This window comes from Verrucomicrobium sp. BvORR034 (genome assembly GCF_000739635.1).
Classification (GTDB): Bacteria; Verrucomicrobiota; Verrucomicrobiia; order Verrucomicrobiales; family Verrucomicrobiaceae; genus Verrucomicrobium.
In genome coordinates, this window is record NZ_BATQ01000171.1 from 120,581 (window position 1) to 143,527 (window position 22,947).

19 protein-coding genes are annotated in these 22,947 nt (G+C 61.1%); 12 read left to right on the top strand and 7 right to left on the bottom strand.

The genetic code is table 11. From position 1 onward, the window contains the following. The first annotated feature begins 166 nt into the window (after positions 1 to 166). Together BV034_RS30300 and BV034_RS30305 are read left to right on the top strand one after the other, a co-directional pair. A complete protein-coding gene (locus BV034_RS30300; protein WP_050030684.1) occupies positions 167 to 3,280 on the top strand; it encodes a PSD1 and planctomycete cytochrome C domain-containing protein in 3,114 nt (1,037 codons plus the stop codon). Between the two features lie 31 nt (positions 3,281 to 3,311). Then, positions 3,312 to 4,721 (top strand): DUF1501 domain-containing protein, encoded by a 1,410-nt coding sequence (locus BV034_RS30305; protein ID WP_050030685.1) that lies wholly within the window; start codon positions 3,312 to 3,314, stop codon positions 4,719 to 4,721. 412 nt (positions 4,722 to 5,133) lie between these two features. On the opposite strand, the gene BV034_RS30310 is transcribed toward BV034_RS30305, so the two are convergent. From BV034_RS30310 to BV034_RS30320, 3 genes are all read right to left on the bottom strand, one after another. After that, positions 5,134 to 5,913, bottom strand: coding sequence for an ABC transporter permease (locus tag BV034_RS30310; protein ID WP_050030686.1), 780 nt, complete (start codon positions 5,911 to 5,913; stop codon positions 5,134 to 5,136). Continuing rightward, positions 5,906 to 6,862: an ABC transporter ATP-binding protein gene (locus tag BV034_RS30315; protein WP_050030687.1), complete on the bottom strand. Its 957-nt coding sequence runs from the start codon at positions 6,860 to 6,862 to the stop codon at positions 5,906 to 5,908. Before BV034_RS30315 ends, BV034_RS30310 begins: the two co-directional genes overlap by 8 nt. A 111-nt stretch (positions 6,863 to 6,973) precedes the next feature. Beyond that, on the bottom strand, positions 6,974 to 8,398 hold the full coding sequence (locus BV034_RS30320; protein ID WP_081888229.1) for a neutral/alkaline non-lysosomal ceramidase N-terminal domain-containing protein: 1,425 nt from the start codon (positions 8,396 to 8,398) through the stop codon (positions 6,974 to 6,976). Between the two features lie 164 nt (positions 8,399 to 8,562). Here BV034_RS30320 and BV034_RS30325 point away from each other — a divergent pair, with 164 nt between their 5' ends. The 8 genes from BV034_RS30325 to BV034_RS30360 all read left to right on the top strand — a co-directional run bounded on the left by BV034_RS30325 (position 8,563) and on the right by BV034_RS30360 (position 16,601). Then, a complete protein-coding gene (locus tag BV034_RS30325) occupies positions 8,563 to 9,432 on the top strand; it encodes an AraC family transcriptional regulator (RefSeq protein WP_050030689.1) in 870 nt (289 codons plus the stop codon). Between the two features lie 84 nt (positions 9,433 to 9,516). Next, entirely contained in the window at positions 9,517 to 10,386 is an 870-nt protein-coding gene (locus BV034_RS30330; RefSeq protein ID WP_050030690.1) for a DUF1080 domain-containing protein, read from the top strand. 30 nt (positions 10,387 to 10,416) lie between these two features. Beyond that, positions 10,417 to 11,949 (top strand): N,N-dimethylformamidase beta subunit family domain-containing protein, encoded by a 1,533-nt coding sequence (locus tag BV034_RS30335; protein WP_050030691.1) that lies wholly within the window; start codon positions 10,417 to 10,419, stop codon positions 11,947 to 11,949. A gap of 54 nt (positions 11,950 to 12,003) precedes the next feature. After that, a complete protein-coding gene (locus BV034_RS30340; protein WP_050030692.1) occupies positions 12,004 to 12,936 on the top strand; it encodes a hypothetical protein in 933 nt (310 codons plus the stop codon). 66 nt (positions 12,937 to 13,002) lie between these two features. Then, the gene (locus tag BV034_RS30345; RefSeq protein ID WP_265593635.1) at positions 13,003 to 13,917 is read left to right on the top strand and encodes a helix-turn-helix domain-containing protein; all 915 of its coding nucleotides are present in this window, start codon (positions 13,003 to 13,005) and stop codon (positions 13,915 to 13,917) included. 116 nt (positions 13,918 to 14,033) lie between these two features. Beyond that, complete coding sequence (locus BV034_RS30350) at positions 14,034 to 15,053, top strand: zinc-binding alcohol dehydrogenase family protein (protein ID WP_050030693.1); 1,020 nt, start codon at positions 14,034 to 14,036, stop codon at positions 15,051 to 15,053. Positions 15,054 to 15,108: 55 nt separating this feature from the next. Next, positions 15,109 to 15,897 (top strand): SDR family oxidoreductase, encoded by a 789-nt coding sequence (locus BV034_RS30355; protein WP_050030694.1) that lies wholly within the window; start codon positions 15,109 to 15,111, stop codon positions 15,895 to 15,897. A gap of 107 nt (positions 15,898 to 16,004) precedes the next feature. Next, positions 16,005 to 16,601, top strand: a complete 597-nt coding sequence (locus tag BV034_RS30360; protein ID WP_050030695.1) for a class I SAM-dependent methyltransferase — start codon at positions 16,005 to 16,007, stop codon at positions 16,599 to 16,601. 90 nt (positions 16,602 to 16,691) lie between these two features. Here the strand turns inward: BV034_RS30360 and BV034_RS30365 are convergent, their stop codons facing one another. The 4 genes from BV034_RS30365 to BV034_RS30380 form a co-directional block, all read right to left on the bottom strand. Further along, complete coding sequence (locus tag BV034_RS30365; RefSeq protein WP_050030696.1) at positions 16,692 to 17,333, bottom strand: hypothetical protein; 642 nt, start codon at positions 17,331 to 17,333, stop codon at positions 16,692 to 16,694. Between the two features lie 58 nt (positions 17,334 to 17,391). Then, positions 17,392 to 20,073: a DUF4838 domain-containing protein gene (locus tag BV034_RS30370; protein WP_081888225.1), complete on the bottom strand. Its 2,682-nt coding sequence runs from the start codon at positions 20,071 to 20,073 to the stop codon at positions 17,392 to 17,394. Positions 20,074 to 20,265: 192 nt separating this feature from the next. Further along, positions 20,266 to 20,589: a hypothetical protein gene (locus BV034_RS30375; RefSeq protein ID WP_050030698.1), complete on the bottom strand. Its 324-nt coding sequence runs from the start codon at positions 20,587 to 20,589 to the stop codon at positions 20,266 to 20,268. Positions 20,590 to 21,186: 597 nt separating this feature from the next. Beyond that, entirely contained in the window at positions 21,187 to 21,687 is a 501-nt protein-coding gene (locus BV034_RS30380; RefSeq protein WP_050030699.1) for a hypothetical protein, read from the bottom strand. A 510-nt stretch (positions 21,688 to 22,197) separates the two neighbouring features. Between BV034_RS30380 and BV034_RS30385 the strand changes: the two genes are divergently transcribed. Then, on the top strand, positions 22,198 to 22,620 hold the full coding sequence (locus BV034_RS30385) for a hypothetical protein (RefSeq protein ID WP_265593636.1): 423 nt from the start codon (positions 22,198 to 22,200) through the stop codon (positions 22,618 to 22,620). A 65-nt stretch (positions 22,621 to 22,685) separates the two neighbouring features. Beyond that, on the top strand, positions 22,686 to 22,947 hold a 262-nt coding region (locus BV034_RS30390; RefSeq protein ID WP_265593637.1), incomplete at its 3' end, for a DUF1269 domain-containing protein.

Sequence of the window (22,947 nt, forward strand, 5' to 3'; positions counted from 1 at the left end):
ATGGTTGCCTGAAATGGGCAAATTGACCAACACCCCCAGTCTTCATGGTGTCAAAGGCTGCCGGGACAAGAACCACCCCCGTGTTCACGTATGAGTACTTTCCGACCAGATCCGCCCTGTCTCGAGGGTGGCTGCGCTCGGGACTCCCCGCGCCCGCTGTCTAACCATGCGTTTCCTTCCTGCCCAGAGCCTGCTGGCCCCCCTCGCTCTTTTCGGCTCCTCATTGGCGGCTGCCCCCGTGGACTTCGTCCGTGAGGTGCAACCCATCCTGGCGGAGCACTGCACCCACTGCCACGGTCAGGACGAAGCGACCCGAAAAGGGGGACTTCGCCTGGACGTGCGGGAAGACGCTCTAAAAGGCGGCAAGTTCGATGGCCCAGCCCTCGTCCCAGGGCAACCCGATGCCAGCGCGCTGATCGCCCGAATTCTGACGCATGATTCCGATGAAATCATGCCGCCCCCGAAGGAGAAAAAGCCTGTCTCCAGAGCCCAGGCGGAAGTTTTGAAGCGATGGATCACGGAAGGGGCCAACTACGCGAAGCACTGGGCTTTTGTCCCGCCGGCCCAAGCCCTGGTGGAGCCCGGCCAGCATCCGGTGGATGCTCTGGTGGCTCCCAAGCTGGCGAAGGCCGGGCTTGCCCCCGTGCCTGCTGCCACGGCGGCCATATTGTGTCGACGCTTGTACCTTGATTTGACTGGCCTCCCACCCTCGCCTGCTGAGGTGGCGGCCTTTGAAACTGCGGCGAGCCAAGATCGGCCGGCAGCCATCAAGGCCCTGGTGACCAAACTGCTGGCCACCCCTCAATATGGGGAGAAGTGGGCCCGGCACTGGCTGGATGCGGCCCGGTATTCCGACAGCAATGGGTATGAGAAGGATCTCCCCAGGGAGCAATGGGCCTGGCGGGACTGGGTGATCCGCGCTTTCAACGCCGACATGCCCTATGACCGATTCGTCACGGAGCAGTTGGCGGGCGATCTGCTTCCTCAGGCGAGCCAGGACCAAATCGTCGCCACCGGCTTCCTCCGGAACAGCATGGTCAATGAGGAAGGCGCCATCGTGCCGGAGCAGTTCCGCATGGATGAGATGTTCGACCGCATGGACTGCCTGGGCAAGGCCACCCTGGGGATCTCCCTCCAATGTGCCCAGTGCCACTCGCACAAGTTTGATCCGATCTCCCACGACGAGTACTTCGGCATCTTTGCCTATTTTAACAACGCGTACGAGGCGCAGTCCTGGGTGTACACGCCCGACGAACAGAAGCAGGTGGCCCAAGTGAAGGCGACGGTGAAAGGCGTGGAGGAGAAACTGAAACGATCCCGGCCGGACTGGTCGAAAGAAATCGCGGCATGGGAAGCCGGGCTCAGGGCTGGCAAACCGGCCTGGACGCCATTGAAGGCCACGGATCTGGGCAGCACCTCGGGTCTGAATCATCCGACTCAAGAAGCAGATCTCTCCATCTTCACCCAAGGGCACCCGACGACCAAGGGCGACATCTACGCCATCTTTGAACCCACCCTCAAAGGAGCAACCGGTCTGCGACTGGAGGCATTGTGCCACGGGGATCTTCCGTTCAATGGCCCGGGCCGGAGCAAATACGGCACCTGGGCCATCAGCGAGATGGCGGTCACCACGCAGGCACCTGGTTCAGAACAATGGAATCCGGTCAAACTGGCCCGCGCGACAGCGGATTTCTCCGAGCCCGATGGTCGCATGGAGGAGGACTGGAAGGCGGACTTCGACAAGGAGCAGAAACGGGTGCGCGGTCCCGTGAGTTATCTCATCGATGGCAATGATGATACAGGGTGGAGAGCAGATCGCGGCCCGGGACTGCGCAATCAGGAAGGCGTGGCGGTGGTGCAGTTTGAAAAGCCGCTGGATCTGCCTCCTGGCACCAAACTGAAAGTGCTGCTCAAGTTCTACCACAGCGGCAGCGACAACGGTAGGCATAACACGCAACTCGGCCGCTGTCGGGTGAGCTTGACGGAGTCCGCCAATCCAGAAACCCCGCCAGTGGACTACGCCGCCATGCTGGCCATGGAGACTCCAGCGGACCAGCGGACTGCCGCCCATCAGGAGGCGATCTTCACTGCTTGGCGGAAGACGGTGAAGGAAGCCGCGCCCATGAACGACCAGATCGCCGCCGCGTGGAAGAAGCTGCCGCCCGCGACCACCTCCATCCTGCACCTGGCCGAGCGTCGTGGAAATAACCTGCGGCCCACTCACCTGCTGGATCGCGGTTCTTGGGACCGGCCCAAGCAGGTCATCACGCCTCACATCCCCGCAGCGCTCCAGATCCCCGGGGCGGCCCAGGAGCAACCTGCCGCAAGCGATCGACTGGCCTTTGCCCGCTGGTTGACGAATCCCCAAGCACCCCTCACGGCACGTGTGGCGGTGAACCGGGTGTGGCAGGCGCTGTTTGGCAGCGGTCTGGTGGAGACCTCGGAGGACTTTGGCATGCGCGCCCCCGTGCCGGAGCACCAGGAACTGCTGGACTGGCTGGCCGTGGATTTCATGAACCACGGCTGGAGTCACAAGCATCTCCTCACCACGGTGCTGACCAGCGGCACATATCAACAGGACTCCAAAGTAACGCCAGAGGCTCGCGAGCGGGATCCCCGCAACCGCCTGCTGGCCCGGGGTCCACGTTTCCGCATGGAGGCGGAGGTGCTGCGGGACTCCGCCTTGAGCGTAGCGGGCCTGCTGCATCTGGAGGAAGGCGGGCCAAGCATTTTCCCGCCCGTACCGCAGAGCGTGCTGGACTACAACTATGTGAAGCCCACCTACTGGCTGCCACCCACCGGACCGGAGCGCTATCGGCGCGCGCTCTATCTTTTCCGGAAGCGGTCCATGCCGGACCCGGTGATGAGCAGCTTCGATGCACCGAATGGAGACTCGGCCTGCGCCCGCAGGCCGCGATCCAACACTCCCCTCTCCTCCCTGACGGCGCTCAATGAAACGATCTTCGTGGAGGCCGCCCAGGCAATGGCGCAGCGGGTGCTGAAAGAGGGCGGCAATGACGATGCCGCGCGAGCCAACTATGCCTACCGCCTGTGCACCTCACGTCCTATCCAGCCAGCCGAGCAGGTGCAAATTCTCAATCTGGTGAAGGTCACCCGCGAGAGACTCCTCAAGGGCGAACTCAAGGCTGGCGAGATCGCCTTCTCGGACTTTACCAAGCCGGAGTCGCTCCCGCCCAACGCCACGCCCGTGGACATTGCCACCTGGACGGTGGTCAGCCGCGTCCTCCTGAATCTGGACGAAACCATGACCAAGTCCTGACGGTCCCAGACTCTGCCCTTCCTGCCCCACCATGTTTTCTGCCCCTACTTATCTGAAGCGACGCTGGTTCCTCCGCGACTGCGGTCTCGGACTGGCCGGAATCGCCGCCAATTCTCTGCTGGCCCGCGAGGCTTCGGCAACGGCGTCTTCCGCGATCGCCAGCGGCGCGCCAACATCGCACTTCCCCGCCAAGGCGAAGCGGGTCATCTACATGTTTCAGGCTGGAGCCCCCAGTCATCTGGAACTCTTCGACCCCAAGCCGGAGCTGACCAAACGCGATGGCAAGCTGCCGCCCCCCGAGCTGCTCAACGGGTATCGCGCCGCGTTCATCAAGCCAAACTCCGCCTTGCTCGGGGCGAAGTACAAGTTTTCCAAACACGGGGCAAGCGGACTCGATTTCAGCGAACTGCTGCCCCACACCGCGGGTCTGGCCGATGACCTGTGCATGATCCGCTCCATGCAGACTGACGCCGTGAACCACGCGCCAGCCCAGATCCTGATGAACACCGGGTCGCAGCAGTTTGGCAGGCCCAGCTTTGGTGCCTGGACCCTTTACGGGCTGGGCAGCGAGTGTGAGGACCTGCCGGGCTATGTGGTGCTGACCAGCGCCAAGGGCACCAGCGGCGGTGCGAGCAACTATGGCTGCGGCTTCCTGCCCACTTCCTATGGTGGCGTCCCCTTCCGCAGCGCTGGGGACCCCGTGTTATACCTCTCGAACCCGCGAGGCATCGACGCCCCCGCCCAGCGGGCCTCGCTGGACACCCTCAATGAGCTGAACCGCCTGGCGCTGGGCGATGCCGGGGATCCGGAGATTTCTGCGCGCATCGATGCCTATGAAATGGCCTACCGGCTGCAAACCAGCGCACCGGTGCTGATGGACCTCAGCCAGGAGCCGAAACACATCCTGGAAATGTACGGAATCAAGGATGTGAAGGAAGCGTCCTATGCCCGGAACTGCCTGCTGGCCCGCAGGCTGATTGAGCGCGGGGTGCGTTTTGTGCAGCTCTTTCACGAGGCGTGGGATCAGCACGGCAACCTGACCAAGGCCATCAAAGAGAACTGCCAGAACACCGACCAGGCTAGCGCTGCACTGGTGAAGGATCTGAAGCAGCGGGGCCTGCTGGATGACACCTTGGTGGTATGGGGTGGCGAGTTTGGGAGGACACCCATGGTTCAAGGAGGTAATGATGGCCGCGACCACCACAACCGCTGCTTCACCATGTGGGTGGCTGGCGGCGGGTTCAAGAAAGGGCACATCCACGGCGAGACCGACGAGCTGGGCTTCAATGTGGTCAAGGATGCCGTGCATGTGCATGACTTGAATGCGACCCTGCTGCACCAACTGGGCTTTGATCACGAGAAGCTCACTTATCGGTTCCAGGGGCGGGATTTCCGCCTCACAGATGTGCACGGGCACGTGGTGCAGGGCGTGCTGGCATGAGGGGGTGGTGAGGCGTAGGCACAGGACGAGATTGACCGTCACCTAACGCTGGAGGCTCTGACGCCAACGGCGTCAACATAACAGCCTGGGTCAGGCGAGGCACCCGAGCGCCAGGTTCCAGCGTATACATTGGCTTCTTGGTTCCCTTTCCTGCCTCCTCGCCACATACCGGGAAATTTGTGCCTCCTCACGTCGACAACTACACCGGTGTTGTGAGCACTCCGGCAGAAGGAGGAATCAAGGAGCCAATGTGTTCGCAGGCAGGCCAATGGCGGCTGACGCCCCTACGCATACCCACTGGTCATTGATTCCCAACCACGCATCTCCCATGTAGTTGTCGACGTGAGGAGGCACTAGCTGAAGCGTCTGTGGCAGGTGTAGTCGACCGACCTTCATCCACCCAACGCCCCGCCTACGTCGTTAGAATCTTCACCACCTTGCGGTAGGCCCAGTAACCCAAGCCCGCGGTGAACAACAACAGCAGCCCCAGGTGCCAGGCGATCTCGCCGGGTTGCCACTGGCCCCAAGCACTGAGCTGGAGCAACCGCACTCCATGGTAGAAGGGTGACAACTGCACAATCACGCCCAACACGGGACGGTCTCCCAACGGGAAGAACACGCCTGACAGGTAGAAGATAGGGGCGATGAGGAAGGAGTAAACCGTCTGGAACTGGTTGATGTTCCGCACCATGGCGGAGGCCAGCAGACCAATGGCCCCGCAGGGCACGGCGAGCAGACCGGAAATCAGCGGAAAGAGGAACACCGCCCACGGATTGCTCAGCAGCCCCATGAGGAGCAGGAAGACGCCCACCGTGCCGCCCATCAGCGCCGCGCGGATGAAGCCCCAGAGGAACTCTCCCATGACCACCTCCCGCACGCCAATGGGCGTGGTGAGCATGGCCTTGAAGACGGACTCAAAGGTCATTTTTACATAGAACCCATAGCTGCTCTCAAAGAAGGCGGTAAAGAGCGCCGTGGTGGCGACCATGCCCGGAGCCAGATACTGGGCATACGAGAGGCCGCCGATCTGCCCGATGAAAGGTGAGAGCCCCATCCCCAGAGCAGTGAGCATGAGGGCGGGATCCGCCAGGGTGGGTGAGATGTTCGCGAGGAAGTCCTTGCGATAGACCCCCCAGTTGCGGACGACCACATGCCAGGCCAGTTGAAAGGAGGTGCGGAATTCGTCAGTCATTGTCGTCGAGCTCGCGGCCGGTGAGTTTCAGGTAAACGTCTTCGAGGTTGGACGGGCGCAACTGGAGCGCCGTGGTGCCCAGCGTCTGCTGCAGGGCCAGGAGGTCATCGATCTTCGGGGCGCGCACACAGCACTGCCGCCCCTGGTGGAAGAGTTCCCAGCTGGGCTGGAGCTCCGCTTTGATCCGGGCATCAAAGTCGTGCGCAAAGGTAGCCACAAATCCGGGCGTCTCTTTGTCGATGAGTGCGCGTGGAGCCCCTGCGCCGACCACCGCTCCGCGGTTCAGAATGATGATGCGGTCGCACAGGATCTCAGCCTCGTGCATGTAGTGGGTGGTGACCATGACGGTCTTGCCCGCCTGGCGATAGGAAATCACTTTCTCCCAGATGAGGTGCCGCACGGCGGGATCCAGGCCGGTGGTGGGCTCGTCCAGGATGAGGAGTTCCGGGTCAGACAGAAGTGCCCGCACAAAGGCGAGCCGGCGCTTCATACCACCGGAGAGGGTTTTGATTGGTGCCTCCTTCTTGTGATCCAGGGACATGTGGGCCAGCAACTCGTTGATGCGCGGCAGGGCGGCTTTTTTGTCCACCCCCTCAAACCGCGCATAAAGACGCATGTTCTCCATCACCGTCAGACCTTCATCCAGGGCGTTCTCCTGGGGAACGACTCCAAGACGCTCTTTGATCTTCCGCGGATTCTGCGCGGGATCGTGACCGAAGACGGTGAGATCGCCACCAGTGCGGAGGACCGCCCCATAGAGACAGCCGATGAAGGTGGACTTGCCCGCGCCGTTGGGGCCCAGGAGCCCGACGCATTCGCCACGGCGCACTTCCAGGTCCAGCCCCTGCAGTGCGGCGAAGTCACCAAACTTTTTGGCCACGGCCCGGGCCACGATGACGGGCTCTGAGCCGGGGACAGCAGCGGACGGAGAGTCAGGGGCAATGCTCACGCGCCCGATGGTAGGGACGCTGAGGCAAAGTGCAAGTACAACGCGGAAGCGTTGCGGCAACGGCCCCTCAACCTGGAAGGGCAAACCGTCTGGACGCCCGGAGACGAGGAGTCATCGCTTCAGCTCCCCAGCCAGTTCCAGCAGGGCGTCCAGCATCTTCACCGCGGCCTGCGGCTCCAGGGAGTTCGTTCCCGGCCAGGTCTCATACCCACCGAGTTCAAAGTGACGTGGCGTGGGCAGGTAGCCGAAATAGCCATGGTTCAGCTCCACCATGAAAGAGTGCTTGAGCGGGCTGCGCTTTTTGAATTCCAGCCCAGTCTCCGCGAAGGTCTCGCAGGGAAAAGTCCCGATGCAGATATCGCCTATCCGGAGCGCCTGCAGGGGGATGCGTGCTGGGCCCTCTGCGGCACTGAGCTGTTGCACACGCCGGGCATAGATGGCGGGCAGATCGGCTTTCACAGACGGCACGTCGGCATTGGGCAGCTTCTCCTTGGCCCAAGCCAGAGTCTCGGGGCTCACCACCCGCCAGGACAGCTCGAGTTCGCGGAAACGCGCTTCCAGCTCTGCCTCATCCTTCCACTCTGTCCCGGCCAGGGCCTCCTGAACCTTTGCCGCCACATCCTCCGCGACCTTCCTCATCTGGGCGTAGGGAGGAGACGAGGGGCGCGGGGTGCGGAAGTTGACATTGTTGATGTCGCCGCTGGTGCCGTTGGCCAGGATGGGCACGAACGGCGGGAACTCATCATCCTTTGCCCCATTCAACCGCGCCAGCGCCGAGCAAAACATGCCGTAGTAGTCCGCGGAGATCTCGCCATTGCCCACACCGCCCACGTAGTGCAGAGAGTAGGCGGCAAAGACAGAGATCAACCGCCCCTGCGGCTCCCGCAAGGCCATGATGGACACCGTTGGATCTGTGGGTCCGGCTGGCTCCACCAGATTCGGGCTGCCTCCCGGCGGATTCATCTTCACCTTGTCCACCTTGCCAAACGGGTTCACGGGGGCCGTCCCGTCTTTCATCACCCAGCGCCGGTTGAAGACATGCTCAGGAGCTTCTGCCGTGGCGAATCCTATTTGCGCTGGACGCAAGCCATTCACCGCCCGCCGCACGCCGTCGGCGATGCGCCGGGCGATGAACTTTTGGTAGTCATCCAGCGGCTGGTCAGAGGCATAGCGGCTGTCCCCCAGGGCACTGGCTGCCGAGTGGGTGTGGGTGCCGGAGATCATCACCTGCGCAGGTGGGATGCCAGTTGACTCCTCGATCAGGCGTCGCGCCTCAATGCTCACGCTCCGGTGCAGTCCGAGAAGGTCACACACCACCAGCGCCAGCTTTGTCTTCCCGTCATCCAGCACCAGACAGCGGGCATGCAGCTCGTCATGCACACCTGTGGCCGGAAAGGGCACAAACCCTCCGATAATCTTCGCCCCCAGCTCAGGCGTGATATTGCTCGTGGCGGCCCCGGCACGCAGCGGGGTTGATGAAGGGCCCGCAGCAGCCACCAAGCCTGCGGAGAGGCACATCACGAGGAAAGCAGGCATCCATGATTTCATAAGCGTCCTGCCTCTACGGGACGCCCCAGTCAAGCTTGCACGGCCGGTGCCGGGATGACCAGTCATGGGCACATAAGTATCATGCAAATGGCAGCGCACTTCCTTCGGCGCAAATACTTGTCACAGTCTGATCTGGGCGGACATTTCAAGCTGTGCGTCTCGTTGTCGAAAAACCCTCCCCTCTGGCCGCCACGGAACTCGTGGTGTGTGAAATCGTGCGGGGTGAGGATTTTGGCTGCGTGTGGCACCACCACCCAGAGTGCGAGATCACGCTGGTGCTGCGCGGCGGGACCGAACGCATGGTGGGGGACAAGCTCACCCGCCTCCGCCCGGGGGATCTCACGCTGCTCGGGTCAGATCTGCCGCACGACTATCGCAACGATCACCCCGTTTCAGGTCGCCGGCCGCGGGTGGAGGCGATTGTGGTGCAGTTCATGCCGGATCTGCTGGGGGAGGGCTGGCTCCAGCATGCTTCCATGCAACGGGTTCATCAGTTGTTTCATCGCTCTCAACTTGGTCTGGAGGTCCGTGGTGTCACCCGTAGGCGGACTGCCTTGAGATTGAAACAACTGTCCCGTGCCGCCGGGCTGCGACGCGTGGTGCTACTGCTTGAGATCCTGGAAGACCTGGCGAAATCCAAGGATCTGGTGGAGATCGCCTCACCGGGCTTCCACGCACCGGCCCACCATGGCTCGACAGACCGCATCGCGCCCATCATCACGCACATTGAGTCCCACTTGGCCGCGACCATCCACGTGCGCGATCTGGCCATCATGGCGGGGCTGAGTGAGAGCGCCTTCAGTCGTCTGTTCAAGAAATGCACGGGCCGCTCCGTGCCACAGTACCTCAATGAACTGCGCATTGGCCGGGCCTGTCGACTGCTCGCTGAGACGGACGACACCGTAGCCCGCATCGCCACCACTTGCGGTTATCCATCCCCGGCAAACTTTCAGCGGCAGTTTCATCGGCATCAACAGCGCTCCCCGCTCGCCTACCGCGCTGCGGTAAGAGCCCGCGGATGACCAATTCATCCACGCCGGAAAAGGAGACTTCTTCGCCGGAAATGACGACACAGCGTCGGCCGTGGCCTTGCGTAAGTATCGGCCATGATTATCCCCTCCAAAAAATCCGCGGCCACGGCCCTCAGTGTCCTGCTGCTTCCCATGGCCTCCTTGCTGCCTGTCAGCGCCGCAGAACCAGTCAAAACCAAGATCGACCTGCTGGAGAGTGTCAAGACCGGTGATGTGGAGTATCACGTGAACCCCAAGGCGGATTTCCATGATGATCCCAAGGAGATCTGGACCATCCAACCAGACAAAAACCTCCACGTGAGCGGGCGGGGCTACGGCTATGTGGCCACAAAGCAGAACTATCGTGACTACCACCTCGTGCTTGAGTTCAAATGGGGCGCGAAGACCTGGGGCAAACGCGAGACCAAGGCACGCGATAACGGCCTCCTCCTCCATTCCCATGGGCCTCACGGTGCCTACGGCGACACCTGGATGGCCAGCATCGAGGCGCAGATCATTGAAGGCGGGGTCGGTGACATTCTGGTCCTCTCCCCCAAGATGCCCGATGGCACGACGCTGACCACCTCCCTCAGTGCCGAGTTCGCACTGGATCGGGACAAGGAGAAGATCTGGAAGCCCGGCGCTCCCCGCCAGACCGTGACGGCGGGCCGCATCAACTGGGAAAAACGCGATGTGGACTGGGCGGATGTGGTGAACTTCCGCGGCAAGGAGGACGTGGAGTCCCCCTTTGGTGAATGGACGCGTCTGGAGGTCATCGCCAAGGGCGACACCCTGCAGTATTTCGTCAATGGCGTGAAGGTGAACGAGGCCTTCGAGTGCAAGCCCAGCCAGGGCAAGATCCTCCTCCAGACCGAGGGTGCCGAAATGATCGTGCGCCAGTTTGAGCTGCACCCCTTGGGCACCGTCAAGGTGTCCAAGCCTGCCGCTGTGGCCGACGCCAAGTAGAGCCTATCCTCTGTTTCCTCGTACCCTCCCATGAGCACGCCTCCTCCGCTGAACCGACGTCACTTTCTCACTGCCACCGGTGCCGCAGTCATGGCGGGGCCGCTTGGGTCCGCGTCGGTTCAAGCGGCCCCCAGTCCGGGATTGATTCCTCAGGAGAACGCCCTGCCGGGCTCTCTGAACTGGCAGCTCACCCGGGTCCGGGTGGACGGGAAGAACTTCCGGTCTCCCTGGATCGAAGGCTACTGCTCGCGGCAGAGCGTGCTGGCCGGCCAGACGCTGGACATCATGGTCTCCGCCAAGCCGGCGCGGAAGTTCCAGCTGGAGATATTCCGCCTCGGCTACTACGGGGGGCGGGGTGCGAGGAAAGTGCATGAGTTGGGTCCCCTTCAGGCCTCCACCCAGGCCACGCCGCAGCCGGGGGCAAAAAACCTGCATGAGTGCCGCTGGCAACCCACGGTCACCCTGACCATTCCGACTGATTGGCGGAGCGGTGTTTACATCGGTCGCATGACCACCGTCCCTGAATCTGCAGACGAGGCCTACTGGCAGAGTTATGTGACCTTCATCGTGCGGGATGAACGCCCTGCTGACATCCTCTTTCAGTGCAGTGACAACACCTGGCAGGCCTACAACCGCTGGCCCAGTGACTTCTCCCTCTACACCCATCCGCAGGGCGGCCAGGGCCCATGGGCAGATGTCAGCTTTGACCGCCCCTATGGCCGGGAGTCGCAGTACAACGGCGTCGTCAACGATCCCCTCACCGTCGGCTCCGGGGAATTCCTCCCCTTTGAGTTCCCCCTCGCCTACTGGCTGGAGCAACACGGCTACGATGTCACTTACTGCTCCAACAGTGACATGGTCACTCCAGATCGCGGTCTGCGCTGCAAAGCCTTCCTCAGCGTGGGTCATGATGAGTACTGGGATCTCCGCCAGTACCGCAGTGTGGAGGCCATGAGAGATGCGGGGGTGAGCCTGCTCTTCCTCTCTGGCAACTCGGTGTGCTGGGTCACCCCCATGCGCCCCAGCAGCGATGGCGTGCCGCATCGCATCATTTCCCGCGATGGCCCTTATGGGGCCGAGCAGGACTACGCCAGGAACCGGGAGGCCAACCACGGCCCGTTTCCTGCGCGGGGACCGGATGAAGGGCTCCTCATGGGGGCCCGAAATGTCCGCCCCGTGAACGGCGGTGGAGACTGGATTTGCGAGAAGCCTGACCACTGGATCTTCGAAGGCACCGGCATGAAGAAGGGGGAAGCCATCCCCGGTCTCATTGGCTGGGAGTATCATGGACAACCGGCCACCGAGATTCCCGGACTGGAGGTGGTGGGCGGAGGCACGGCTTGGGTGGGCGGCACGACTCCCCAGCAATGGACTGCCACGATCTATCCCGGCCCTCGTGGAAACTTCGTCTTCAACGCCTCCACCATCTTCTGGGCTCAAGGCCTCTCCACGCCCCCCGGCCATGTGCTGCCTTGGTCGCACTGGAGCCGCCCCCATGGCCCCGATGAGCGCGTGCAGCGGATGACGCGGAATCTCCTGACCCGCGCGCTGACTCCACGGTGAGCGGATCACCCGTTAGTTATTTCCCATTCCCACCTGTGCCGGATATCACCCTCTATGCATCCCCTCTTGCCTTCTCCAAGCCGTCGCCAGTTCCTCACCCACGCCGCCTTCACTGCCGGGGCCTGCCTTCTTCCTGCCGGTCAGCAGGCTGCGGCCTTCCAGCCTCCGTATGAACGCACCCTGCGGGACCGGCTCTGGATGTGGGGGCATGATGCTGGCTCGCTGACCCAAGGATACGGCATCGGTGGCAAAGACAGCGACATCGAGCCGGCGGCGGCGCTGGAATACATGGGCATCCCCAACTGCTGCATGGTGCGATTCACGGGCACGCCCCTTCCTCCTTTCGACGACTACGTCAAGCAGTTCGCCAAGACCCGCCGCCTCACCTGGAGCTTCGTGGATGGAGGAAAGAACTTCACCACCGCACAGAAGCTGGAGCAGGCGCTCGACCTCGCGAAGAAGAACCCGCATCTCACCGGATTGGACATGGACGACCTCTTCCTGGGCGATGCCCTGCCCAAGAACGGCGGCACAGAGGCCGCCGCCCATCTCACCGTGGCGCAGATTGCCCAGGTGAAGAAGGACCTGCAGGCCTTTGGCCGACCGCTGGACCTTTCCATGGTGATTTACACGAACCAGCTCCACCCCATCATCAAGGCGCATGTGGAGCCCGTGGACAAGGTGTACCTCTGGACCTGGAAGGCCCGGGAGCTGGAGAATCTGGAGGCGAACTTCGCCGCGTACCGCAAGATTGCCCCCACCAAGCCCACGCTGCTGGGCATCTACATGTGGGACTTTGGCGAGAAGAAGACGATCCCGATCCCCCTGATGGAGCACCAGTGCCGGCTCGGTCTGGACTGGCTTAAGGAGGGCCAGATCGAAGGGCTCATCTTCCACTGCACGCCTCTCTGTGGCATGAAGCTGGAGGCCGTGGAATGGTCCCGGGACTGGATCGCCCGCCACGCGAACGACATCGTGCAACCATGACCCGGGCGTGAGTGCCTATTTTCCGTGAAACGCCGCCCGGGCTGATGTATGCATGCCAAGTGCATCATGGCCGAGACGCGTGACATCCCTGACTACCCGCTCACCGACTACGTGCAGCCGGAGATCGCCGAGCTGGGACTGTACGTGGGTCGCTTCGAAGTGCTCAATACCCAGATGGACCGCCCGCCCGGCATGCATCGCCACGGGCATTTCGAGCTCTTCTGGCTGCATGGTCCTGCGGCACACTTTAATGACTTCGAGCACTTCAAGCTCCCAGCGACGCGCCCGTCCTTCATCCTGGTGAGCCCCGGTCAACTGCACCGCTGGGAAGGTGCCGATGACATCCGCGGCACACTGATCTCCTTCACCACGGCGTTCTTCGATGGCAGGGAGCCTCCGCCCAGCCGCCTGATGCAGCTGGGTTATGTGAACCGCATGTGTTACCCACCGGTGCTGACGGCGGACGCCGACCTTGAAGCAGGTGTCGCCCCACTCATCGCGCGATGCGAACAGGAGTACGCCACCCGCGGTGAGGGGTGGATGGAGATGTGCCGACACAGCATCCGGCTGATCCTGCTGCTCGCCAGTCGTGCCTGGTTGCGGCATGAGCCGGAGCCCAGAGAGACAGGGCGCTCACGGGAGCTGTTGCAGCGGTTCCAGGCGGAGGTGGAGAACAGCTTCCGCCAGCCGATGTCTGTGGCCTCCTACGCCAGGAGATTGGGGGTGACCGCAGGGCACCTGAACGATGTGGTGAGACAGTTCACCGCTGGCACCGCCGGCGAGCTCATTCACGCCCGGGAGCTGCTGGAGGCCCGGCGCCTGCTCATGCATACAGAGCTCAGCGTGTCGGAGATTGCCTATCAACTGGGCTACAAGGACCCTTCCTACTTTGCCCGGGTCTTCCGCAAAAGCACCGGCCAGGCCCCGGCGGATTTTCGCACCGCCATCCGTGAGACCTGTCGGGCCGGAGTGGGTGCATGAGGGCGTTGCCCCACCCGGATCGGAACGTCATCCTCAAAAAGTACTGGTTGGTCCGCGGAATGTGCCGGGATCCAGAATTGTGCGGATGGGCGTAGTGAGAGATGCTCCCACCAGCCATGAAAGCGATCGCCCTCACCCACTATCTGCCCATTGCCGACGAGAAGTCCCTGTTCGACACGGACCTTCCCCAACCCACCCCGACCGGCCGCGACCTGCTGGTGAAAGTGCAGGCCGTCTCCGTGAACCCGGTGGACACCAAGGTGCGCTCCCCCAAGCCTGTGGTGGAAACCACGCCCAAGGTGCTCGGATGGGATGCGGCTGGCATTGTGGAAGCCGTGGGCCCGGAAGTGACCGCGTTTAAGCCCGGGGATGAGGTGTACTACGCTGGCGACATCACCCGCCCCGGCTCGAATGCGGAGTATCAACTGGTGGACGAGCGGATCGTGGGACACAGGCCGTCGTCCCTCGACTTCGCCGGTGCCTCCGCTTTCCCGCTGGTGACCCTGACCGCCTGGGAGGCCTTGTTTGAGCGCCTTGGCATCGACCCAGCAGGGCGGAAGGATGCAGGAAAAACACTGCTCATCATCGGCGGCGCCGGCGGGGTGGGCTCGATCGCCATCCAGCTGGCCAAGCGTGCCGGTCTGGTGGTGATCGTGACGGCTTCCCGCCCTGAAACCACGGTGTGGGTGCAGGAGCTGGGCGCAGATCACATTGTGGACCATCGCGAGCCTCTGGGCCCGCAGCTCAAGGAGCTTGGGTTCGCCGAGGTGGACTACATCGCTAACTTCTTCAACACCGACATCTACTGGTCGGCCATGGCGGAGCTCATCCGGCCCCAGGGCAAGATCGTGGGCATCGTGGAGAACGACCAGCCGGTGGACATTGATGAACTGAAGGCGAAGAGCGCCACGTTCGTGTGGGAGTTCATGTTCACCCGCTCGAAATTCCAGACGCCCGACATGGCAGAGCAAGGCCGCATCCTCACTGAGGTGGCGCGCTTGATTGATGCGGGAGAGATCAAACCGATCCATCGCGGCGTACTAAAGCCAATCAACGCCGAAAATCTGCGGCAGGCCCACGCGCTGCTGGAGAGCAAACGCAGCATTGGCAAAACCGTGCTGACAGGCTGGGCCTAAACTCGCCACGCCACTCTTAGCTCTCAACTCTTAACACCTCACCCAGATCACCACCATGAACCTGCAAATCGAAAATCAACTCGCCCTCGTCTCCGCCTCCACCAAGGGCATCGGTCTGGCCATTGCCAGAGCACTCGCCCGCGAAGGCGCACGCGTCATTGTCAACGGTCGCAGTGCCGCCTCTGTGGATGAAGCCGTGGCCCGCATTCTCGAAGCCGTGCCGAACGCGCAGCTTGAGAAATTCCCCGGCGATCTCTCCGATGCCGCCACGGCGGAGAAGCTCGCGGCTGCCTATCCTGAGGTGGACATCCTCGTGAACAACCTGGGCATCTTTGATCCCAAGCCTTTTTCCGAGATCCCCGATGCGGAGTGGCAACGTTTCTTCGACGTAAATGTTCTCAGCGGGGTGCGGCTCAGCCGTCTCTACTTCGACGGCATGATCAAGCGCAATCGCGGTCGCATTATCTTCATCTCCAGCGAGAGCGCCCTGCACATCCCGTCTGAGATGATCCACTACGGCATGACCAAGACCGCCCAGCTCGCGGTGGCCCGTGGCCTGGCGGAGCTGAGCGCCGGAACCGAGGTGACCGTGAACAGCGTTCTACCCGGCCCCACCCGATCCGAAGGGGTGGAAGAGTTCGTGGATAAACTCAGCGGCGGTCAGCCCTTCGAGGCGTTTGAGAAGGAGTTCTTTGAGAAAGTGCGCCCCACCTCCCTGCTCAAGCGGTTCGAGACCGTGGATGAGATTGCCAATGTGGTGGCCTTCGTCTGCAGTCCCCTCGCTTCCGGCATCAACGGCTCTTCCGTGCGCGTGGAAGGTGGGTTGGTGAAAGCGATCGCCTAAGCCAGCCCTGGGCGAATTTTTGCCCAGGCAAGTTCACGCATCTCAACTCCGGTTGAGATGCGTTTTTCTTTTGGCATCTCCCCCCTCACCCAGCCCACTTGCCACTCATGTCGAAGCTCCCAGACGCCCTCAACAGCCTGCTCTCTGAACTGGAACGCTTCGGGGAAGACCATGACCACGGCGACACGAAGCGGGAGTCGAAGATGCTCAACATCACCCGCGATACCGGAGAGTTTCTGGCCGCACTCATCCGCGCCACCGGAGCCCGCAACATCCTTGAGGTGGGTGCCTCCAACGGCTACTCCACGCTCTGGCTGGCCTTTGCCTCCCAACCGCTGGGAGGAAGCATCACGACGCTGGAGCGCTCCGCCGCCAAGGTGGCCATGGCGCGGGAGAACTACGAACAGTCCGGGTTGCAGGGACTGATCACCCTGGTGGAAGGAGATGCGGGCGACTTCCTGGGCAACGCCGACAGTGGCAGCACCGATCTGATTTTCCTCGACTCCAACCGGGCCGACTACCTGGCTTGGTGGCCCCATCTGAAACGCCTTCTGCGCCCCGGCGGCACCCTGGTGGTGGACAACGCCACCTCCCACCCCGAGGAAGTCGCGGGTTTCGTGGCAGTGGTGAATGCCGATGAAGCGTTCACCACCGCGCTGGTGCCAGTGGGCAAAGGGGAGTTCCTGGCAGTGAAGGCGGGGTAAGAGGAAATAGAAAAGATCGTCCACATCGGGCAACCATTCCCGCCCCCTCATGCTGTCCCAAGCACCCGTTTTCTAGATCAAACCTCATCTTCATTCAGGATCCGGGCTCCAAAGATGTTTTTTCGGCACCGGGAGTTTGGAGCGATCAATGCGGAGAAAGATCGAGGTGGTACCAGCCTCAACAATCCATTGGTGAACCAGCGCGAGTCCTTCCACTTCTGCCTTCCCGGCAACCACCGACCTTCGTTCACTCACAAGTTTTTCGGCTTCTTCGGTTCCAACAATCCCGACCAGGACTGCCCCCAGCATGCTGGCACGATACGCACCTACTTTGCCACCGGACATCTCCTCCAGGAGGGCTGGCACAGCAGGCCGACCGAATGCCACCACCGCGGTCGTGAGGGGAAACTCCTTGGGAATCTGCTGGGTCCAGATGGACTCGGTCTGATCCATGCACTCCACCATCACAGGAAGGGCCCACTGGATGTCAAACTGCACCAAGAGCTCACCCACCCGCTTGTGCACCTCGTTGCTCTTCTTCGCGTAGAGCAGGGCAATCAGCTTGTTGCTGGCCAGATCGAAGCGGGCCTCATCCTTCTTCTCAATCGCCTCGGTCACCTGCTGGGCGAGAGTCTCCGCGTAAGAAACCGCGAAGTTTGACTCACCAAGAAGCGGCAAGGAGCCCAAGCCCGACAGGGCTATGAGCACGGAGAGACAGTGGCGACGCAACATTCCGGGTTCCTTGTGTGCTCAACTGTTCATCGAATGCCGGATGTTTCAAGGCCTTCGACTACCGGAACTCCAGATCGCCGAACAGGCTCCGGTCATTCATGTTGCCATTGCCAATGTTTGAGGACCAGATGTAGCGGTCGATCTGATCGCGGATGAGGGGATGGTTGCGGGCAAAGTTGGCTCTCCAGAGAGTTCCGGTCGTGGGCACCCCTGCACCAAGCGTCTTGAAAGGGATGGTGACCAGCGCCTGCCAGGTTCGAGTTGCCACATCGGTGCGGGAATGCACTTCCCACTCTCCTTTGAAGGCGGGATCATCCTTGCCATGACGCGGGTCCATGACGTCCGCCACCGCCCCATTCAGCGCATCGTATCGTGCAGTGGGATGAATGCCGGTCATGAACCGATAGGCCAGCTCCTGGCCTGCATGAGGGGCCAGGTAGATGTCCACGGATTCTTTGTCACCCAAGGCCTGCTCACGCCGTGTGCCGGGCAAGGGAGGCTTGGTATCAGGCTCCAGTTCGCTGGTCAGCAGGAGGTACAGGTTCGACTGGTCATACAGCGCCCGCACGGACGACTTGCGAGAAAGCTTGTGGAAGGGAGGAACACGCGTGAAATCCGCTTCCTCCGCTTTTGCCCAGGCACCGGACTCCAGCGTCACACCTGACGAGGCCGCCACCACCGCCAGACGTTTCTTGCCCGGCAACGGAGCGTCTCGCATGCTCTTGGTGTCCCAGTTGAAGCAGGTGTTCGCGAAGGGCTCCTGGTATCCATCGTGAGCGAGCCTCAAGTGCTCAGCCGAATGGCCGGAGAAAGGGAAAAAGACCTGAGCCCAATCTCCTTCCGATCTGGTGCGCGCGCCTTTCTTGTAAAGCGCGTCAATCGCCTCGTTGCGGGCATCGATCGCGTTCAGCAACTGGTCCCGGGAGGGAGCATCTGCGAGCAGGACGAAGGACTGGTAGAGATGCACCACCTTGGCGAGATGGCGCAGGTAGTCGAACTCCGTTCGAACCAGCGCCAGGCGGGTCTTCACCTTGGGCGTCGCGGCCAGCGATTCCGCCCGTGCAAGATCACCCTCCAGCGCGGCGAGGACTTGGGGAGGATAGAGGAAAGCAATGAGAGGAAAGGGATCCGTCACCGTCTTGCGCCGCCGACCATCATAGGTCTGGTAGCTCCACGCATCGCCCCGGGTGCCGATGTGATCTGAGTAAAGATTTATGGCGTGGTAGAGCCGGTCGTAGAACGAAAGCATGGCCGGGGCCGAGCCCCCGAAAGCGGCCTCGCAGAACTCTGGCACCAGTTTGGCAGCCGAGTTGCCGACGGGATCATCAAACATACGGCCCATGGTGTAGTACACCGGGCCTTCCAGCCCATAGAGCTGGCCCGGCCCGTCGCGCAGCAGGCTCTGTGTTTTGTTCTCCGCCAGCCTTCTGACCTGTGCCTCCACAAAACCCGGCGTACGCATAGGCGTATAGCGGGTCACCAGATTCGGGCACCAGTTGTAAACGTAGCCGCTGAAGCCGCCCGGCACCTCATAGTCCCGCCAGGGAGCGATGTCGGTTTCATTCGTACCTGTCAGCATGATGTTCACGTTCGCCGGAAACGCTTTGAAGGTCTGGGGCGGGCGCGCCGTCAGGATGTAGGACATCATGGTGATCCGCCCCTGTGGATGCGATTTCAGAAGGCGCTCCGCTGTCAGCTTGTTGAAGGTCCAGATCTTCTCACCCCAGTCGTCCCCCGTGCCATAAAGCGCCCCGCACTCCTTGCACTGGCATTCCTGATACCCATCCGGCTGCCCCAGATCCACCGAGGCGTATCCGTTCTCCAACTGCCGCACCATGTCCTGGTAGATCAACTCCTGCACCTGGGGGTTGGAGAGGCAATACTGGGCATTGCCTGCGGGGACACTCTGCCGCTCGCCATTCACCAGCGCAAAGTACTCGGGGTGACTTTTGGAGTATTCTTCCGGAGGAATCGCCCGTGACCAGGTGTGCCCTCCGAAGAGAGAATCCACCCGTGGGAAACGGTTCAAGGAAAGGTCATAGAAACTCGCATTCGCCGGATGCGACGTATTGACCTTCAACAACGGGTTGTGACGGAGCTTAAGATCCCTTGGCACAGAGGCCGTCGGCTTTTTGAGAAATTCGATGGCCGGGGAGTTCAGCAGATCGACCTTGGCGGCATCCGCCACCTGGCTGTACGAAGGAAGATCAGGATAGAGGAAACGCGCCCCCAGATACTGCCGGGCAAAGTCGGCCGCTCCTTTGGCGGTGCCGACAAAGTCCCACCCTGGTTGGCGACGGTCTTTGGCCTCTACAGGCAGCCGTGAGGGCGCGTCATGGCCGGCAATGATGACGTTCTCTCCGACGACCTGCTGCACATAGCCCCAACCTTCCAGTCGAAGGGCGTCAGGAACCTGCTGGGCAGCATATTTCGTCTGCCCGAGATAAATGCCCGGCTTGGACGGCTCGTGTTGCGACTCCTGCACCACAGGGATCTCCACGCCATTGGACTGAAAGGCGGTCTGCAACATGCGCGCTGTCTGTTGCAGGGATCCAGCGAGGGTCGTGGCCGGCTGCGAGCCGGAATCAGGCAGCACGATCTGATAGTTCGTCTTGCCATCGCTCCACAGCGAAAGATCTCCATTGGCAGACTGCGAGTGCAAAGACGCGGGAATCAAACAAGCCGCGGCCCACGCAAGGAGGCAACGGACATCAACCGGCGGGGAGAGACGAAGGTTCATGGAAAGGAAGGCGAGCGCACAGATTACGAGAGCGACCCGGCCTTTTTGTCACGATGAAGAGTCGAATCTCGCTCCAGAAGCACCTGTGTGGGGTCAAGGCATCTCTCCAAAGCCCTGGAAACTGCCCTCAAGAAATCCGAAATGTCAGTTCCTACTAGAACTCCGAAGTCGGAACCGCACCGGTTGATATTTTCAAGCGTCATGCCGCCGCATCCGCCGCATTTTCAGAATCGACCAACGAAGAAAAGACACAACCAGAGAAACAATCCCATCATGCATGAACACAAAGAGGAACCCCCCTCCGGCCAAGGCGGAAGTAAAATTGCTATAAATGGCGGCAAAGCGAGCCTCATCACCTACGCTATGCGCGTAATCGACAATATACGCGATAAACCCAAAAGTGCACCAAACTGCTATGTGGATCAACATCCGCCACGCCCCGGCCAGCTTGTGCATGAGAATCGTCGCACAAGTATTGACGAACAAAGCTGCCAGAACCGCAAAGGGGAGCACCATTCAAATACTTGATTAACAGATTAGTTTCAAAGGTACAGGATTGAATTGACCCGGGAACCAGATTTGCTGCGCTGGCAGCAAGCCCTTCGGAATAGCCCGGCTTCTGGCACATTCATCTACAGACACTTGATGACATCGAGACAATCCATCTGCCAGACCATCTGGACAACGCCCGCGCGTGGGGACTGACGACGACTCACTTTGATCAAGGCACCGTGTACATGATCAGCATTTTTCGTTCCTCCGAAGCCAATCACGGTCTACGGTGCCACTGGCCACCGCGCATTGGTCTACCGGGGCAGAAGACATGTCTCAAGAATCTTCCCTGCGTTGTCGGTGACGATGATGACACTCATCCCTATCGCGTCGACGTTCGTCCTGATCTTGAACCGCCTCCCAAAAAAATGCCCGGCTGATAGCACCCGCCCCCCGGAAAGGCCATCCTCGCTCTTCACAGACAGCTCGGGCCAGCTGCACCGCCCATTCTCGCAGCTCAGATGGGGACCTATTGCTCATAGGAAAGTCCGGCTTCATGTCTTTGATTCGGTTTTGATTGATTGCTCTACGCCTTCTCTGGGGGTCACCGCCTGCTCTTTTTCAGCGTTCAGATGCATTTCCCTCTATCTGCTCATGCGACTGTCGTTTCAGGGAAATTAGCCATTTCTCCACCGCATGGCGAGTCCAGAACGCTTTCTTCTGCTCCTCGTTCATGCTCTCATGATACACCTTTGGAGCAGCAGCCGACAACAGAGCCGCTTCTTCGGACAGGCGATTCTGGAACTCAAGGCTCTCATCCAAAGAGAACCTCACGTCAAGCTTCCGCGCTATGCCGCCCTCGACAGAAGTTGCCAGGATACGGCGTGGATGGTCGAGCGGACTGTAAGTGCTCCAACGTCTTCGCGAATGTGCCTCCCTCCATTGGGCCAGGATAGCAGGCTTCTCACCTAGCAAGACGTCAGCATCGACCAACTCCATCCTTGATGCTTTCAGTCGAAGCATCGAATTCAACCCAGCAGAAGTGAGGCAGGAATTCCGTTGATGCACGCTGCACGAAACGAGCGCGGCCACCAGGAGTGCGAGAGCAAGTTTGGAGAGCATTTGAATCGGTGGAATCCGGCTGTGCACTGTGATAATGTTTTGGAACCGAACCGCGCAGGCTTCATCAGATGTCGCTGCTCCTCAGACTCTTTCGTACGAGGCACTGTAGTGAACTGCACTTCTACGATCAAGCAGGTAAAGATTTCCGAAGAAGATTCCGCGAATGGCAGCCTCCGTCATCTTTCAGGCTGCTGCCCCTTGGAATAGCCCGTCTACTGGCACACTTTCAGCCCATAAACACGCCACCGCGCTCGACTCCCCAAGATCGTATCGAAGAAGGATGCTGCGAAAGCACAGATCGAACTCCGAGTGAGCCTCACGCTCCAGCTCCACAACCTCTGCCTCAGTCCGCCGCGAAGGTTTGAAATCAGCTTGGGAATCTCTCCGGCACGTTCATCCGGCACTTCCATCGGACCTAGGTCCTACTCGAGTACGCAGGCAATGTTGTTACTCTTTGCAAACACGAACTTCATGAAGCCTGCGTCACACCCAATCCCATCGCCGACCCTGATGAGGTTCAAGACCTCGTTGAAATCCCTCGCCACGGCAGCTCTCGCCATGCTGATCGCGGGCTGCGCCACCAGCAGCCGGCTCGAGGAACACAAGACGATCGCCTACTCCGCTGGCTTCAAGGTCATCAACCCGGTGAAGCCGGACCAGGTCGCCATCCTTTCGTCACTCCCCAAGGACAAAGTCACACCCATCAACTACCAGGGCAAGACCTACTACATCCTGCCTGACGCAGAGAACAACCAGGCCTTCGTAGGGGGCAAGATGGAGTTCACGACGTATCAACACCTCTGCATGAAGAAGCTGCGCGAGGAGGAACGGGCCGCAGAACAGATGGACCAGGCGGCTGCTTACCATCACATGAACTGGGGTGCCTGGGGAGGCTGGCCGATGGGCTACGGACGGGTCATTCACTACCGGTAGGATTTGGCACGGCATAAGGCCAAAGTCCGATAGCACAGCTCGCACCGCACAAGTAGCGTCGCTCCATGAGCAGCCTCATTGTCATTGGGTTCAACAACGAAGCCGGCGCCTTTGCCATGCGTGCGGAATTTGCGAAACTGCAAACCCAGTACCTGATCGAAATGGAAGACGCGGTCGTGGTGACTCGCGATGCGGGAGGTAAGCCACAGCTGCATCAGGCCGTGAATCTCACCGTCAGCGGTGCCGTCGGCGGAATGTTCTGGGGAACTCTGCTGGGCCTGCTCTTTCTGAACCCGCTACTGGGCGCAGCCATCGGTGCGGGTTCAT

Coding starts and splice junctions, on each gene's coding strand:
- BV034_RS30300 (WP_050030684.1), top strand. CDS start 167: ATGCGTTTCCTTCCTGCCCAGAGCCTGCTGGCCCCCCTCGCTCTTTTC.
- BV034_RS30305 (WP_050030685.1), top strand. CDS start 3,312: ATGTTTTCTGCCCCTACTTATCTGAAGCGACGCTGGTTCCTCCGCGAC.
- BV034_RS30310 (WP_050030686.1), bottom strand. CDS start 5,913: ATGACTGACGAATTCCGCACCTCCTTTCAACTGGCCTGGCATGTGGTC.
- BV034_RS30320 (WP_081888229.1), bottom strand. CDS start 8,398: ATGCCTGCTTTCCTCGTGATGTGCCTCTCCGCAGGCTTGGTGGCTGCT.
- BV034_RS30330 (WP_050030690.1), top strand. CDS start 9,517: ATGATTATCCCCTCCAAAAAATCCGCGGCCACGGCCCTCAGTGTCCTG.
- BV034_RS30335 (WP_050030691.1), top strand. CDS start 10,417: ATGAGCACGCCTCCTCCGCTGAACCGACGTCACTTTCTCACTGCCACC.
- BV034_RS30340 (WP_050030692.1), top strand. CDS start 12,004: ATGCATCCCCTCTTGCCTTCTCCAAGCCGTCGCCAGTTCCTCACCCAC.
- BV034_RS30345 (WP_265593635.1), top strand. CDS start 13,003: ATGGCCGAGACGCGTGACATCCCTGACTACCCGCTCACCGACTACGTG.
- BV034_RS30350 (WP_050030693.1), top strand. CDS start 14,034: ATGAAAGCGATCGCCCTCACCCACTATCTGCCCATTGCCGACGAGAAG.
- BV034_RS30355 (WP_050030694.1), top strand. CDS start 15,109: ATGAACCTGCAAATCGAAAATCAACTCGCCCTCGTCTCCGCCTCCACC.
- BV034_RS30360 (WP_050030695.1), top strand. CDS start 16,005: ATGTCGAAGCTCCCAGACGCCCTCAACAGCCTGCTCTCTGAACTGGAA.
- BV034_RS30365 (WP_050030696.1), bottom strand. CDS start 17,333: ATGTTGCGTCGCCACTGTCTCTCCGTGCTCATAGCCCTGTCGGGCTTG.
- BV034_RS30370 (WP_081888225.1), bottom strand. CDS start 20,073: ATGAACCTTCGTCTCTCCCCGCCGGTTGATGTCCGTTGCCTCCTTGCG.
- BV034_RS30375 (WP_050030698.1), bottom strand. CDS start 20,589: ATGGTGCTCCCCTTTGCGGTTCTGGCAGCTTTGTTCGTCAATACTTGT.
- BV034_RS30380 (WP_050030699.1), bottom strand. CDS start 21,687: ATGCTCTCCAAACTTGCTCTCGCACTCCTGGTGGCCGCGCTCGTTTCG.
- BV034_RS30385 (WP_265593636.1), top strand. CDS start 22,198: ATGAGGTTCAAGACCTCGTTGAAATCCCTCGCCACGGCAGCTCTCGCC.